The organism is Pseudonocardia sp. NPDC046786 (assembly GCF_040645415.1).
Lineage (GTDB): Bacteria > Actinomycetota > Actinomycetes > Mycobacteriales > Pseudonocardiaceae > Pseudonocardia > Pseudonocardia kongjuensis.
Genome location: NZ_JBEYYF010000003.1, coordinates 250,973 through 265,085, shown reverse-complemented (window position 1 = coordinate 265,085; position 14,113 = coordinate 250,973). Strand labels below are relative to the sequence as shown.

General features: G+C 75.2%; 14 protein-coding genes. 11 read left to right on the top strand and 3 right to left on the bottom strand.

Annotated features, from left to right (window positions below):
- The first annotated feature begins 406 nt into the window (after positions 1–406).
- Positions 407–1,576: a glycosyltransferase family 4 protein gene (locus ABZ881_RS05100; protein ID WP_358481919.1), complete on the top strand. Its 1,170-nt coding sequence runs from the start codon at positions 407–409 to the stop codon at positions 1,574–1,576.
- Here the strand turns inward: ABZ881_RS05100 and ABZ881_RS05095 are convergent.
- Positions 1,546–3,390, bottom strand: coding sequence for an AMP-dependent synthetase/ligase (locus ABZ881_RS05095; RefSeq protein WP_358481918.1), 1,845 nt, complete (start codon positions 3,388–3,390; stop codon positions 1,546–1,548). The two genes, ABZ881_RS05100 and ABZ881_RS05095, sit on opposite strands and share 31 nt — an antisense overlap.
- Positions 3,391–3,595: 205 nt before the next feature.
- On the opposite strand from ABZ881_RS05095, the gene ABZ881_RS05090 reads away from it, so the two are divergent.
- The 6 genes from ABZ881_RS05090 (at position 3,596) to ABZ881_RS05065 (ending at position 8,033) form a co-directional block, all read left to right on the top strand.
- Positions 3,596–4,024, top strand: a complete 429-nt coding sequence (locus ABZ881_RS05090) for a polyketide cyclase / dehydrase and lipid transport (RefSeq protein WP_358481916.1) — start codon at positions 3,596–3,598, stop codon at positions 4,022–4,024.
- Complete coding sequence (locus ABZ881_RS05085) at positions 4,025–4,819, top strand: metallophosphoesterase (RefSeq protein ID WP_358481915.1); 795 nt, start codon at positions 4,025–4,027, stop codon at positions 4,817–4,819.
- Between the two features lie 20 nt (positions 4,820–4,839).
- Positions 4,840–5,277, top strand: coding sequence for an SRPBCC family protein (locus ABZ881_RS05080; protein ID WP_344018769.1), 438 nt, complete (start codon positions 4,840–4,842; stop codon positions 5,275–5,277).
- A gap of 70 nt (positions 5,278–5,347) precedes the next feature.
- Complete coding sequence (locus tag ABZ881_RS05075) at positions 5,348–6,595, top strand: ArsA family ATPase (protein WP_358481913.1); 1,248 nt, start codon at positions 5,348–5,350, stop codon at positions 6,593–6,595.
- On the top strand, positions 6,592–7,062 hold the full coding sequence (locus ABZ881_RS05070) for a hypothetical protein (RefSeq protein ID WP_358481912.1): 471 nt from the start codon (positions 6,592–6,594) through the stop codon (positions 7,060–7,062). Before ABZ881_RS05075 ends, ABZ881_RS05070 begins: the two co-directional genes overlap by 4 nt.
- Positions 7,059–8,033, top strand: coding sequence for an ROK family protein (locus tag ABZ881_RS05065; RefSeq protein WP_358481910.1), 975 nt, complete (start codon positions 7,059–7,061; stop codon positions 8,031–8,033). The genes ABZ881_RS05070 and ABZ881_RS05065 overlap by 4 nt, the downstream gene beginning before the upstream one ends.
- Here ABZ881_RS05065 and ABZ881_RS05060 read toward each other — a convergent pair.
- Complete coding sequence (locus ABZ881_RS05060) at positions 8,030–8,467, bottom strand: DUF308 domain-containing protein (RefSeq protein ID WP_358481909.1); 438 nt, start codon at positions 8,465–8,467, stop codon at positions 8,030–8,032. The genes ABZ881_RS05065 and ABZ881_RS05060 overlap by 4 nt on opposite strands.
- A gap of 168 nt (positions 8,468–8,635) precedes the next feature.
- Between ABZ881_RS05060 and ABZ881_RS05055 the strand changes: the two genes are divergently transcribed.
- Genes ABZ881_RS05055 through ABZ881_RS05040 form a run of 4 tightly spaced genes read left to right on the top strand, consistent with a single transcriptional unit; the run spans position 8,636 to position 12,138 of the window.
- A complete protein-coding gene (locus ABZ881_RS05055) occupies positions 8,636–9,391 on the top strand; it encodes a lysophospholipid acyltransferase family protein (protein WP_344018780.1) in 756 nt (251 codons plus the stop codon).
- Positions 9,392–9,415: 24 nt separating this feature from the next.
- Positions 9,416–9,934: a polyadenylate-specific 3'-exoribonuclease AS gene (locus ABZ881_RS05050; RefSeq protein WP_344018783.1), complete on the top strand. Its 519-nt coding sequence runs from the start codon at positions 9,416–9,418 to the stop codon at positions 9,932–9,934.
- A 10-nt stretch (positions 9,935–9,944) separates the two neighbouring features.
- Positions 9,945–11,348, top strand: a complete 1,404-nt coding sequence (locus ABZ881_RS05045; protein ID WP_358481906.1) for a class II 3-deoxy-7-phosphoheptulonate synthase — start codon at positions 9,945–9,947, stop codon at positions 11,346–11,348.
- A 49-nt stretch (positions 11,349–11,397) separates the two neighbouring features.
- Positions 11,398–12,138 (top strand): GIDE domain-containing protein, encoded by a 741-nt coding sequence (locus ABZ881_RS05040; RefSeq protein WP_358481904.1) that lies wholly within the window; start codon positions 11,398–11,400, stop codon positions 12,136–12,138.
- Between the two features lie 18 nt (positions 12,139–12,156).
- On the opposite strand, the gene pknB is transcribed toward ABZ881_RS05040, so the two are convergent.
- Positions 12,157–14,016 (bottom strand): Stk1 family PASTA domain-containing Ser/Thr kinase, encoded by a 1,860-nt coding sequence (gene pknB / locus ABZ881_RS05035; RefSeq protein ID WP_358481902.1) that lies wholly within the window; start codon positions 14,014–14,016, stop codon positions 12,157–12,159.
- Positions 14,017–14,113 lie beyond the last annotated feature (97 nt).

Below are 14,113 nucleotides of genomic sequence, written 5' to 3'. Positions count from 1 at the left end.
ATCGATCACCGCGGACGCTAGGGCAGGGGTCCGACAGAAACGGCCCACCGGACCGCTGCGGGGACCCGGCAGATCTTTTCGTTGCCGATCCGTAACCGGAGACGTTCCCGCTCGTTCACCTGAACAGCACGACCTCCTCACCGGCCGTGTCGACGGATGGTCCCCCGCCACCCGGACGGCCGAGTCGTGGAGCCCACCCCGAGGGCGACACGGCGGACCGGTGCGGAGCGCGGTTCGTCCGCTCCCCGAGAGCCGGACGGCGGCCCGCATCCCCGACGCGTCCCCCGCGTGCGGCGCCGCCGTCCCGGCCGTCCCCGTCCCGGACGTGCCCCCGGCCCGGGCGCGCGCACCGGCCGTCGGACGCCGTGCGCATCGGTCCCCGACCACCCGGGATACCGTCGCGGACGTGCCCCGCACGCTGCTGGTGACCAACGACTTCCCGCCGCGCACCGGCGGGATCCAGAGCTACCTGCACGATCTCGCCCGCGCACTGCCGCCCGGTGAGCTCGCCGTCTACGCGCCGGACTGGCCCGGCGCGGCGGAGTTCGACGCCCTCGCCCCGTTCCCGGTGCACCGCCATCCCGGCCCGCTGATGCTCCCCGGACCGGACGTGGCCCGCCGCGCGGTCCGGCTCGCCCGCAGCCACGGCGCGGAGACGGCGTGGTTCGGCGCTGCCGCCCCGCTCGGCCTGCTCGGGCCGCACCTGCGCAGGCGGGCGGGGATCGGCCGGGTCGTCGCGAGCACGCACGGGCACGAGGTCGGCTGGTCGATGCTTCCCGTGGCCCGGCAGGCGCTGCGCCGGATCGGGACCGACGCCGACGTCGTCACCACCGTCTCCCACTGGACCCGGGACCGGATCGCCGCCGCGTTCGGGCCGTACGCCGCGCTGGAGCCGCTGCCGCCACCGGTCGACACCGACCGGTTCGCGCCCGATCCGGCGGCCCGCGCGGAGATCCGGGCGCGGTACCGGCTGGGTGAGGCGCCGGTCGTCAGCTGTGTGTCCCGGCTGATGCCGCGCAAGGGCCAGGACACCCTGGTCGCCGCGCTGCCGCTGCTGCGCCGCCGGGTCCCCGGCACCCGGCTGCTGCTGGTCGGCGGCGGCCCGTACCGGGACCGGTTGCACCGGCTCGCCGCCCGGCACGGGACGGACGACGCGGTGGTCTTCACCGGCCGGGTGCCTGCGGCCGAGCTCGCCGCGCACCACGCGGCGGCGGACGTGTTCGCGCTGCCCTGCCGGACCCACCTGGGCGGGCTGGACGTCGAGGGGCTGGGCATCGCGCTGCTGGAGGCCGCGGCCGCCGGGCTACCGGTGGTCGCCGGCGACTCCGGCGGCGCCCCGGAGACGGTCGCCGAGGGCGTCACCGGCCACGTCGTGCCGGGCCGGGACGTCGCGGCCCTGGTGGACCGGCTGGCCGGGCTGCTCACCGATCCCGCCCGGGCCCTGGCGATGGGCCGGGCCGGGCGGGACCGGGTGCGGCGGATCTGGGGTGGCCGGGCCGCGGCGACACGGCTGCACGCCCACCTGGCCGGACGGACGGCGGCGGATCAGCTCCGCTCGGCGGCCGCCCCGGAGTAGAGGGCCTCGATCTCGCCGGAGTAGGTGTCGACGACGACCTTGCGCTTCACCTTCATGGTCGGCGTCAGCTCACCGCCGGCCTCGCTGAAGTCGGCGGGCAGGATCCGGAACTTGCGGATCTGCTCGGCCCGCGACACCGCCTGGTTGGCCTCCTCGACCGCGGCGGCGATCTCGCCGCGCAGCTCCGGGTCGTCGACCAGGTCGGACGCGGACCCGCCCGCGCCCTCCGGCTTGCCGTTGCGCTCGCGCCAGCCGGGCAGCGCCTCCGGGTCGATGGTGACCAGCGCCGAGATGAACGGCTTCTGGTCGCCGACCACGATGCACTGGCCGACCAGCGGGTGCGCCCGCAGCCGGTCCTCGAGCACGGCCGGGGCGACGTTCTTGCCGCCCGCGGTGACGATGATCTCCTTCTTCCGGCCGGTGATCGTCAGGAAGCCGGCGTCGTCGAGCTCGCCGATGTCGCCGGAGTGGAACCAGCCGTCGTCCTCCAGGGCCTCCTTCGAGGCGTCCTCGTTGTGCCAGTACCCCTGGAAGACGATGTCGCCGCGCAGCATGACCTCGCCGTCCTCGGCGATCCGGACCGCGCAGCCCGGCACCGGGCGCCCGACCGAGCCGACCCGCTGGGCGTCGAGGGTGTTCAGGGTGATGCCCGCGGTGGTCTCGGTCAGCCCGTAGCCCTCGAGCACCGGCAGCCCGATGCCGCGGAAGAAGTGGCCGAGCCGGGCACCGAGCGGGGCCGAGCCGGACACGGCGGCGGTCACGTTCCCGCCGACCGCGGCGCGCAGCTTGCCGTAGACGAGCTTGTCGAACAGCGCGTGCTTGGCCTTGAGCACCAGACCGGGGCCGCCGGTGTCGAGCGCCTCGGAGTAAGCGATCGCGGTGTCGGCGGCGGCGTCGAAGATCCGGCCCTTGCCATCGTTGTGCGCCCGCAGCCGCGCGCCGTTGTAGACCTTCTCGAACACCCGCGGCACCGCGAGCAGGAAGGTCGGCTTGAACTCGGCCAGGTCGGGCAGCAGGTTCTTCACGTCCGGGCTGTGCCCGACCACGGTGCGGCTGGTCAGCGCGCCGCACTGGATGACCTTGCCGAACACGTGCGCGAGCGGCAGGAACAGCAGCACCGAACCGCCGTGGGCGAGCAGGTCCGGGATCGTCGAGGCGATCGTGCGGCACTCGCTGAGCAGGTTGCGGTGGGTCAGCTCGCAGCCCTTGGGCCGGCCGGTGGTACCGGAGGTGTAGATCAGGGTGGCGAGGTCGTCGGCGCGCACCGCGTTGCGGCGCTCGTGCACGACGTCGTCGGCGGTGTCCGAGCCCAGCCCGGTGAGCTGCTCGACCGCGGACGGGCTGTCCGGCGCGGCACCCGAGGGCTCGATCTGCCAGACGTGCCGGAGCTCGGGCACGTCGGCCCGGATCTTCTCGATCGACGCGGTGTGCTCGGCCGTCTCGACGACGATCCCGACCGCACCGGAGTCGGAGAGGATCCAGGAGATCTGGTCCGGCGAGGACGTCTCGTAGATCGGCACGGTCACCCCGCCCGCGGCGAGGATCGCGTAGTCGAACAGGGTCCACTCGTAGCGGGTCCGGGACAGCAGACCGATCCGGTCACCGGCCTGGACGCCGGCCGCGATCAGGCCGGCGGCGACCCGGGTGACCTGCTCGGCGAACTCGGCTGCGGTGATGTCGCTCCACACGCCGTCGGCGCCCTTGCGGCGGTAGAGGACGTCGGCGGCATGCTGCGCGGCGTTCTCGAAGACGGCATCGGAGACCGACTCGTCGGCACCCACGGACACCGTGGCGGGGACGCTGTACTCACGCACGGGGATCGACCTCCTGGCGGCCTCGACAGGCAGAATGCGGTCGGCGGCACGCATGCCGACCTGCTGGGACACGAACCTACCGTCAAGTAGGGTCCGAGTACATCGACTCGGGCATAACGGATACGGAACGGACCCGTCCGGCCGTATCGACGGCGGCACGGTACCCCTGTCGGCGGACCGTGGGCAGGGTGGCACGCTGACCGTCGTGCCGAGCGCGTCACCAGTGCAGCCGGGCCGGTTCGTGCCCCCGTCGGTGGACGTCGTCGACGAGACGTTCCTGGCCGTCCCCCGTGAGCGGGTGGCTGCCGAGTTCGCCGACCCGGCCCGCTGGCCGTCCTACTGGCCGGACCTGGCGCCGGAGGTCGCGCACGACCGCGGCCCCGCCGGGATCCGCTGGACCGTCACCGGCGCGCTCACCGGGACCATGGAGGTCTGGTGCGAGGAGGTGCTCGACGGCACCGTCCTGCATTGGTTCCTGCGCGCGTCGGCCGACCGGCCGGGCGGCCGGCGCGCAGGTCGCAGCCGTGCCGAGTCCGACCGGCGGCACCGCGCGTTCAAGGCGCACGCGTTCGCGCTGAAGCGCAGGCTGGAGGCCGGGCGCCGGGCCGGGGTCGCGCCGGACGGGGGTCGCTGAGTGCGGCTGCACGTCGTCTCCGACGTCCACGGCAACACCCGTGCCCTGGCCCGCGCCGCGGACGGCGCGGACGGCCTGCTCGTGCTCGGCGACCTGCTGGAGTTCGTCGACTACCGGGACCCGGAGAACGGCATCATCTCGCGGCTGCTCGGCTCCGGGATCGCCGCCGAGTTCGGCCGGATGCGCCGGATCGGCGCGCCCCGCGCCCAGGTCCAGGGCCTGCTCGAACGGTCCTGGAGCCGGTTCGCCGATCCGGCCGCCGCCGTCGTCGAGGCGGTCACCGCGCAGTACGCCGAGATCTTCGGCGTGCTCGGCGGGCTGGACGTCCCGGTCTGGGCGATCCCCGGCAACGTCGACATGCCCGAGGTCTGGCCGGACGTCGACGGGGTGGTCCGCGCGGACGGCCGGGTGATCGAGATCGGCGGGCGCCGGATCGGTTTCCTCGGCGGGGTGCCGCTCCCGCCCGGCGTCGATCCGCGCCGGAGCGGACCGTGGCAGCCGCACTTCCTGCGGCACGAGGACTGGACCGCCCGGCTCGACGCGCTCGGCCCGGCCGATCTGCTGTGCACGCACGTCCCGCCGGACCTCCCGCTGCTGACCTACGATGTCGTCACCCGGCGGGGCGAGATCGCCAGCGTGCCGCTGGCCGCCCGGATCCGCGGCGAGCAGCCGTCGCACGCACTGTTCGGGCACGTCCACCAGCCGTTGCACCGGCGCACCCGGCTCGGCTGGACGGAGTGCGTCAACGTCGGCCACTTCCGCGCACTCGAGCGGCCCTGCGTGCTGCACCTGTGAGCACGGGATAGCCTCCCGCCATGGCCGACGCGACCACCTCCTCGATCCATATCGACGCCCCGCCGGACCAGGTGATGGCGGTGATCGCGGACTTCGCGTCGTACCCGGAGTGGACCGACCAGATCACCGCGGTCGAGATCCTCGACCCGGGCAGCGGCGACCGTGCCTCCCAGGTGCGGTTCTCGATGGACGCCGGCGCGATCAAGGACTCGTACACACTGGACTACACCTGGGCCGACGACGACCTGTCCGTCTGGTGGACGCTGGTCAAGGGCGGCATCCAGCGCGCGCAGGACGGCGCCTACCGGCTGGAGGCGGACGGTTCCGGCACCACGGTCACCTACGAGCTGTCCGTCGAGGTCAACTTCCCGATGATCGGGATGCTCCGGCGCAAGGCCGAGAAGGTGATCATCGACGCCGCCCTGAAGGGACTGAAGCGGCGCGTCGAGAAGGGCTGAGGCCCGCCTCGCGATCCGCTTCGGCGGGTCAGGCGGAGCCGGTGTCGCAGCGATCGTTACGCTCCGCGGCGTGCGCGTCGTGCTGTTCACCGGCAAGGGCGGGGTCGGCAAGACCACCCTCGCCGCGGCCACTGCCGCGCTGCTCGCCGGGTCCGGCCGGTCCGCGCTGGTGGTCTCGACCGATCCCGCGCACTCGCTGGGCGACGCACTGGACGCCGAGCTGGGCGCCGATCCCACCCCGGTCGCGGAGAACCTGTGGGCCGCGCACATCGAGGCCCGGCACCTGCTCGAGGGTGCCTGGGGCGAGCTGCAGGGCCACCTGCGCACGATGCTGGCCGGCGCCGGGGTCGACGAGCTGGTGGCCGACGAGCTGACCGTGCTGCCCGGTGTGGAGGACCTGCTCGCGCTGGTCGAGGTGCAGCGGTTCGCCGACTCCGGTGAGTACGACGTGGTGGTCGTCGACTGCGGACCGACCGCGGAGACCCTGCGGCTGCTCACCCTGCCCGAGGCGCTGTCGGGCTACCTGGAACGCCTGTTCCCGGCGCACCGCAGGGCGGTCCGCGGGCTGGTCGCGAACCTGGCGGGCGCGAAGAACGACGGCGCAGGCTGGGAGCGCACGGTCGCCGCGCTGGGCGCGCTGGCCGATCAGCTCGCCGGGCTGCGCGGGCTGCTCGCCGACCGCTCCCGGACCTCGATCCGGCTGGTCCTCACCCCGGAGCGGGTGGTCGCCGCGGAGACCCGCCGCACGCTGACCGCGCTCGCCCTGCACGAGCTGCGGGTGGACGCGCTGATGGCGAACCGGGTGATGCCCGGCCCGCCGCCGTCGCTGCGCGGGCCGGCCGCCCGCTGGCTGCGCGAGCGGGCGACCGAGCAGCAGGCGGTGCTGGGCGAGCTGGAGCAGCTCGCCGCGGACGTGCCGGTCACCGCGGTCCGCTACACCGCCGCCGAGCCGACCGGCGTGGGGTCGCTGCGCGAGCTGGCCCGCTCGATCTACGGCGACCGCGACCCGGCCGGGGTGCCCGAGGAGCGCGCGCCGCGGCCGCTGATGGAGCTGCGCCGCACCGCGGGCCAGGGCGTCTCCGCCGACACCGAGTTCGAGCTGGACGTCGCGCTGCCCGGCGCCGAGGACGCCCCGCTGGACCTGGCCCGGGTCGGCGACGACATGGTCGTCGGGATCGGGTTCTCCCGGCGGATGGTGTCGCTGCCGTCGGTGCTGCGGCGCTGCGAGGCCACCGGCGCCCGGCTGGAGGGCACCGGCGCGCAGGCCCGGCTGGTGATCACCTTCGTGCCCGATCCGGGCACCTGGATGACCTCGTGACCGCCGGTTCCTGCGGCACTCACGGCGGTTTCCCGGACGACCTGCGGGAGACCGCGCTGCACCTGCTCGAACGGCTGCGGGTCGCGCTGGAGCCGGTCGCCGGCGGCGCGGGCACCGAGCCGGCCCCCGGCGCCGCCGGCTCCTGCACCGCCTGCCCGGTGTGCGCGCTGCTCGCCGTGTTCCGGGGCGAGCGGTCGGAACTGGCGGAGTCGCTGGCCGGGCACGCGACCGGGCTGCTCGCGGTGCTGGTGGCGGTGCTGGAACAGGACGGCGCGCCCGGCCGGCCCGGCGAGCACAGCCGGCCCGGCGAGCACAGCCGGTCCGGCGAGCACGGCCGGCCCGACGAGGGCGGCGCCCCGAACGGCCGGCCCGGCCAGCACGGTCACACCCGCCCCGGGCACGGCCGCCCCGGCACCCGGACCCACGGCGGCCGGTCCGTGCAGCGGATCGTGGTGCACCGGACATGACCCGCGCCCTCACCGTCGGCGTCGACGTGGGAGGGACCAGCGTGCGGGCCGGGGCGGTCGGCGACGACGGCGAGGTCCTGGACACCGTCTCGGCCCCCACCCCCGGCACCGACGACGCGCTGGAGGCGGCCATCGCCGGCGCCGTCGACGAGCTGCGCGGCAGGCACCGGGTGTCCGCGGCCGGGCTCGCGCTGGCCGGGTTCGTCGACGCCGGTCGCGGGCTGGTCCGCTACGCCCCGCACCTGTCCTGGCGGGAGGCCCCGGTCGCGCAGCGGATCTCGGAGCGCCTGGGCGGGCTGCCGGTCGTCGTCGAGCACGATGCGAACTCGGCCGCGCTGGCGGAGCGCCGGCACGGGGCCGCCGCGGGCGCGTCCGCCGCGGTGCTGATCGCGCTGGGCACCGGGATCGGCGCGGCGCTGCTGCTCGACGGCGAGCTGTACCGCGGGGCGCACGGCGTCGCACCCGAGCTGGGGCACCTGCGCGTCGTCCCGGACGGCCGGGCCTGCCCGTGCGGCAAGCGCGGCTGCTGGGAGCGCTACTGCAGCGGCACCGCGCTGGCCGCGACCGCGCTGGAGCTGATCTCCGGGCCGCACCCGCCCGGCCCGTCGGTGCTGGCCAGGGAGGCCGCACGGGACCCGGGCCGGATCACCGGCAGGCGGGTCGGCGCGGCGGCCCGGGAGGGCGACCCGATCGGCCGGGCCGCGATGGCCGAGCTGGGGCACTGGCTGGGGGAGGGGCTCTCGCTGGTCGCCGACGTGTTCGATCCGGACCTGGTGGTGATCGCGGGCGGGGTGTCGGCGTCCGCGCCGCAGTTCCTGGACGCGGCCCGCGAGCACTACGCACGGATCGCCACCGGCGCCGGGAACCGGCCGCTGGCCCGGATCCGCACCGCGCAGCTCGGCGCGGCCGCGGCCGTCGTGGGCGCGGCGACGCTGGCCAGGGAGGCCGTCGCCGGCGCGGGGGCCGGCTAGAGCCGGGAGCCGTCGTCGTGCGGGTCCGGGCCGTCGTCGCCCGGCTCGCCGGTCCACAGCCGCAGCACCAGCCAGGTCAGTCCGGCCGCCATCAGCACCAGCCCCAGCGGGAGCGGCCAGCTGCCGCCCACACCGATCAGTCCCGGCGAGATGCACAGCACCAGGCCCAGCCCGATCAGCCCGCCGCCGACGACGGCGGGCGGGCCCGGCCGCGGCAGCGGCGGCGGCTCGGGCGGGTGGTAGTGGTCGTCGTCCTCGGTCTCGGCCGACGGGCCCGGCCGGTGCACGGGGCGCTCGCCGGGCTGCACTGTGGGCTCGGCCGGCTCGGCGCGCTCGCCGGGCCAGTCGGGCACCGAGCCCTCGTCGCGCCATCCCGCGACGATGGACTCGAAGTCGTCCTCCGGTCGGTCTCCCCGGCCGCGTGCTGGGTCCATGCCCGTCCTTCCCGGCCCCACCGGCGCATGCCGGGCCATCCTGTCACGCCCCGCCGCCGGGCCGCACCGGGCCGGGCACCGCCCGGCCGGGTGCGGGCACGGCCCCGTTGTGGGGAGCACCGAGGGCTCCGTAGGCTGTCGCCGGAAGTCGTAGGGAGGCAGCGCAGGGTGCTGTACTGGTGGTCCAAGTTCGTGCTGCTCGGCCCGCTGATGCGGGTCTTCTGCCGACCCGAGATCGTGGGCGCCGAGAACGTGCCCGAGCGCGGGGGTGCGATCCTCGCCAGCAACCACCTCGCGGTGGCCGACTCGTTCTTCCTGCCGCTGATGCTGCCGCGGAGGGTCACGTTCCTCGCCAAGCGCGAGTACTTCACCGAGCCCGGGATCCGCGGCTGGCTCAAGAAGCAGTTCTTCACCGGCGTCGGCCAGGTCCCGGTGGACCGCTCCGGCGGCTCGGCCGCGCGGGCCGCGATGGACACCGCGGTCCGGCTGCTCGGCGAGGGCAAGCTGCTCGGCATCTACCCCGAGGGCACCCGCTCGCCGGACGGGAAGCTCTACAAGGGCAAGACCGGCGTCGCCCGGATGGCCCTGGAGGGCGGTGTCCCGGTGATCCCGGTGGCGATGGTCGGCACCGACAAGGTCAACCCGATCGGCTCGAAGATGTGGCGGCCGCGCAAGGTCCGCATCGTGATCGGCGAGCCGATCGACTTCTCCCGCTACGAGGGCATGGCCGGCGACCGGTTCATCGAGCGCTCGATGACCGACGAGATCATGTACAACCTGATGGAGCTGTCCGGGCAGACCTACGTCGACCTCTACGCCGCCTCGGTCAAGGAGCGGGCCGCCACCGGCTCGCCGCCCCCCGCGCCGGCCCGGCCCGGCCCCCGTCGTCCGGACGCGAACGTGCCCGACTCCCGCGCCAGCTGAGCGGCCGGGTACACAGGTCCCACCATGCGCTTCTTCTACGACTGCGAGTTCATCGAGGACGGCACCACGATCGACCTGGTGTCGATCGGCGTCGTCGGCGAGGACGGCCGCGAGTTCTACGCCGTGTCCACCGAGTTCGACCCGGACCGCGCCGGCAGGTGGGTCCGCGCGAACGTGCTGCCCAAGCTCCCCTCGCCGGCCGACCGGGCGTGGATGTCGCGGGCCCGGATCCGCGACGAGCTGCTGGAATTCTGCACCTCCGCGCCGGGCGACGTCGAGCTGTGGGCCTGGATCGCCGCCTACGACCACGTCGCGCTCTGCCAGCTGTGGGGCGCGATGCCCGCGCTGCCCCGGCCGATGCCCCGGTTCACCCGGGAGCTGCGCCAGCGCTGGGAGGACGCCGGCCGCCCCACGCTGCCCCCGCCGCCGCGGGACGCGCACGACGCGCTCGCCGACGCCCGGCACAACCTGCGCCGCTGGGAGGTCATCGCCGAGGCGCTCGGCACAGGGGCCGGGGCTCCGGCGCCGATCGCACGGGCCTAGTCTGGGTGTCGTGAACTGGTCCGTCGACGCGCCGATCGACGTCCTCCCGGAGCTGCCGCCGCTGCCCGCGGACCTGCGCTCCGCGCTGGACGACGCCCTCTCCCGCCCCGCCCAGCAGCAGCCCGAGTGGCCCGAGCCGTCGCGGGTGGGTGACGTCCGGAAGGTGCTCGAGTCGGTCCCACCGGTCGTGCTCCCGCCGGAGGTCGACCGGCTGCAGTCGCGGCTCGCCGACGTCGCCAACGGCGAGGCGTTCCTGCTGCAGGGCGGCGACTGCGCGGAGACCTTCGTCGACAACACCGAGCCGCACATCCGGGCGACCATCCGGACGCTGCTGCAGATGGCCGTCGTCCTCACCTACGGCGCGTCGATGCCGGTGGTCAAGGTCGGCCGGATCGCCGGCCAGTACGCCAAGCCGCGCAGCTCCCCGGTCGACTCGGCCGGGCTGCCGTCCTACCGCGGCGACATCGTCAACGGGCTCGCGCCGGACCCGGCCGGCCGCGTCCCGGACCCGTCCCGGATGATCCGCGCCTACGCCAACGCCTCGGCCGCGATGAACCTGGTCCGCGGGCTCACCGCGACCGGCATGGCGGACCTGACGAAGGTGCACGACTGGAACAAGGACTTCGTCCGCACCTCCGCCGCGGGCGTCCGCTACGAGGCGGTCGCCGCCGAGATCGACCGCGCCGTCCGCTTCATGGACGCCTGCGGCGTGCGCGACCACAACCTGCACCAGGTCGAGTTCTACGCCAGCCACGAGGCGCTGCTGCTCGACTACGAGCGGGCGATGCTGCGGCTGGACCTGGAGCGGGACCAGACCGGTGGGGAAGCCCCGAAGCTCTACGACCTGTCCACCCACTTCCTCTGGATCGGCGAGCGCACCCGCCAGCTCGACGGCGCGCATGTCGCGTTCGCGGAGCTGCTGGCGAACCCGATCGGCATGAAGATCGGCCCGTCGACGACGCCCGACCAGGCCGTCGAGTACGTCGAGCGGCTGGACCCGCTGAACCGGCCCGGCCGGCTGTCGCTGATCTCGCGGATGGGCAACGACAAGGTCCGCGACGTGCTGCCGGCGATCGTCGAGAAGGTCACCGCGTCCGGGCACAAGGTCATCTGGCAGTGCGACCCGATGCACGGCAACACGCACGAGGCGTCCACCGGCTACAAGACCCGACACTTCGACCGGATCGTCGACGAGGTGCAGGGCTTCTTCGAGGTGCACCGCTCGCTCGGCACGCACCCGGGCGGCATCCACGTCGAGGTGACCGGCGAGGACGTCACCGAGTGCCTGGGCGGCGCGCAGCGGATCTCCGACACCGATCTGGCCGGCCGCTACGAGACGGCGTGCGATCCGCGGCTCAACACCCAGCAGAGCCTGGAGCTGGCCTTCCTGGTCGCGGAGATGCTGCGCGGCTGAGTAGTCCTACCGGGCAGCGTGTCCGCTTCGTCCGGCTACTGTCGCCCGCGTGACGACCTTCCACATCGTTCTCCTGGGTATCGCGGGGATCATGGGTTACCTCGCATACCAGCGGTTCCTGCTCGCCCGGGAGAACCACGAGCGGTGGACCCGCGGCCTCGGGGCCGCCGAGGTCGGTCTCGCCGATCTGGTCGAGATGGCCGGGGCCGCGTCGGCCCAGGTGGGTTCCGGGGCGTTCCGCCGAGTCGTCACGCTCACCGGCGTCGCCGAGGGGGAGACCCGCGCCGCCCCGCTGAGCGGCGCGGACTGCCTGTGGTTCCGGGAGCGGACGCTGCGCCGCTACCGCGGTGACAAGGGCACCGAGACCGAGATCGTCGGCGACCGCCGCGGCGGCACCCGGTTCACCCTGCGCGACGGCGACGCCGTCGTCACCGTCGATCCGGTCGACGCCCGGATGGACCTCCCGGTCGCCGAGCGCCGCGAGGAGGGCCCGGACCCGGACGAGGGGATCGACCTGGGCCTGCTGCGGATCGGCTCGGGCACCCAGGGCTACGAGCGCACCGAGTGGCGGATCGAGCCGGGCGAGCGGATCACCGTCGTCGGGGAGGCCCGGTGCGCGGCCGGCGGGGTGCGGGTCGCGGCGGGCCCGGAGCAGCCGCTCACCCTCACCACCGCGGACCGCAGCGACCATCTCGACGCCGAACGCCGGCGCAGCCGGGACGCGATCCGCTCCGCGGCCGGGCTCGGTGCGGGCGCCGTCGTCCTCGCGGTGCTCGCGTTCCTGGTGTGACGGGCGGTCCGGCCGGGCTCAGAGCACGGTCAGGGTGATCGTGTCACCCCGCTCGGCGTCGCCGGCGGACGGATCCTGACCGACGACGCGGCCGTCCCGGCGGCCGAACGGGAAGCTCCGGTCGATGTCGACGTCGAAGCCCTGCGACTCGAGCAGCTCCTCGGCGTCGTCGGCGCGCATGCCGATCACGAACGGCACCGAGGTGATGTCGGATTCCTCGTCGCTCGGCGGCGGCGGTGGCGGGGCGGGCTCCGGGCCGCGGCTGGTCACCAGGGTGACGGCGGAGCCGCCCGGCAGCCGGGTGCCCGCCGCCGGGTCGGTCCGGATCACCGCGCCGCTGGGCACCTCGGTGCTGAACTCCTCGGCGGCCGTCGAACGCACCGGGGTCAGCCCGGCCCGGCGCACCGCCTCCTCGGCGGTCTCCACGGCACTGCCGGCCGGGACGTCCGGGACGGCGGGCCGGCCGGTGGAGACGACGAGGGTGACCGACGAGCCGCGCAGCACCCGGGTGTCCGGGGCCGGATCGACCGAGGCGACCAGGTCGGCCGCGACGTCGTCGTCGGCCTGTTCGGTGATCGACGGGGTCAGGTCGGCCTCCGCGACGAGCGCCGTCGCCCGGTCCCGGTCCAGCCCGGTGACCGCGGGCATCGTCGTCCAGCGGCCCGAGCCGAGCCACCACGCCCCGGTGCCGGCCAGCGCGGCGAGCAGCACCAGCAGCACCATCCAGAGCGTGAAGACGCGGCGGCTGCGGCGCCGGTCCGCGCGCAGGTCGGCCGCCGACAGCGCCTCCGGCTCGCTCGCCGGGGTGACGGCGGTGCCGTGCGCGCCGACCAGGGCCTGCGCCCGGGTACCGCCGGGGCCGCGCGGCTCGGCACCGGTCGCCCGGTGCCGCCGGGGCCCGGCCGGGAGGGTCGCGCCGTCGTCGACCGGCGGCGGGCCGGGCGGCCGCGGCACGCCGGTCCGGGGAAGCCCCAGCCGGTCGGCGACCTCCAGCAGCTCGCGGCGGAAGTGCTCGGCGTCGACCGGCCGCTCCGCGGGATCGCGGGCGGTCGCCCGCGCGACGAGCGCGTCGACCGCGGGCGGCAGGCCGGGCACCGTCGCCGACGGCGGCGGGACGTCCTCGTTCACGTGCCGGTAGGCCACCGACAGCGGATTGTCGGCGGTGTAGGGCGGGTGGCCGGTGAGCATCTCGTAGAGCACGACACCGGCGGCGTAGACGTCGCTGCGGCCGTCCGCGCGGCCGGACACGACCTGCTCGGGGGAGAGGTAGGCCATCGTCCCGAGGATCATCCCGGCGTGGCTGACGCCGGCCTCGGCGGCCGCGGTGAGCAATCCGAAGTCGGCGACCTTCACCTCGCCGGACGAGGAGATCAGCACGTTCTCCGGCTTCACGTCGCGGTGCACCATGCCGAGCCGGTGCGCGCGGGCCAGACCGGCCAGCACCGGCTCCAGCACCCGCACCGCGGCGGACAGGCCGAGCGCGCCGCGGGCCCGCAGCACGTCGCGCAGGGTGCCGCCGTCGACCAGCTCCATCACGACGAACAGGCTCGGCTCGCCGAGCGGTCCGGCAGGCACCGTGCCGCGGTCGTACACCGCGACCACGGCCGGATGGTCGATCCGGGCGGCGAGCCGCGCCTCCCGGTCGAAGCGGGTGCGGAACGCGTGGTCCCCGGCCATCCGGGGGTCCATCACCTTGATCGCCACCGCACGCTCGAGCCGGGTGTCGGTGCCGTGGTAGACGGTGGACATGCCGCCGCGGGCGAGGACCGGCCCGACCCGGTACCGGCCGTCGAGCAGGGCGGGGCCGGGGCCGTCCGCCATCACCGGACCGGCCCCATCCGGCGTGCCGGGATCGACCGGTCCGGACGGTGCGCTCACGCCGGGAAGGCTACTTCAGCGACCCTTACCCGCCGTCCGGGTGGGTACGGCACGCCGAGCGTCCGCCCGCGGACGGTGCGTGCCCGGCCACCGCGCG

Coding starts and splice junctions, on each gene's coding strand:
- ABZ881_RS05060 (WP_358481909.1), bottom strand. CDS start 8,467: ATGGACCCAGCACGCGGCCGGGGAGACCGACCGGAGGACGACTTCGAG.
- ABZ881_RS05050 (WP_344018783.1), top strand. CDS start 9,416: ATGCGCTTCTTCTACGACTGCGAGTTCATCGAGGACGGCACCACGATC.
- ABZ881_RS05080 (WP_344018769.1), top strand. CDS start 4,840: ATGGCCGACGCGACCACCTCCTCGATCCATATCGACGCCCCGCCGGAC.
- ABZ881_RS05065 (WP_358481910.1), top strand. CDS start 7,059: ATGACCCGCGCCCTCACCGTCGGCGTCGACGTGGGAGGGACCAGCGTG.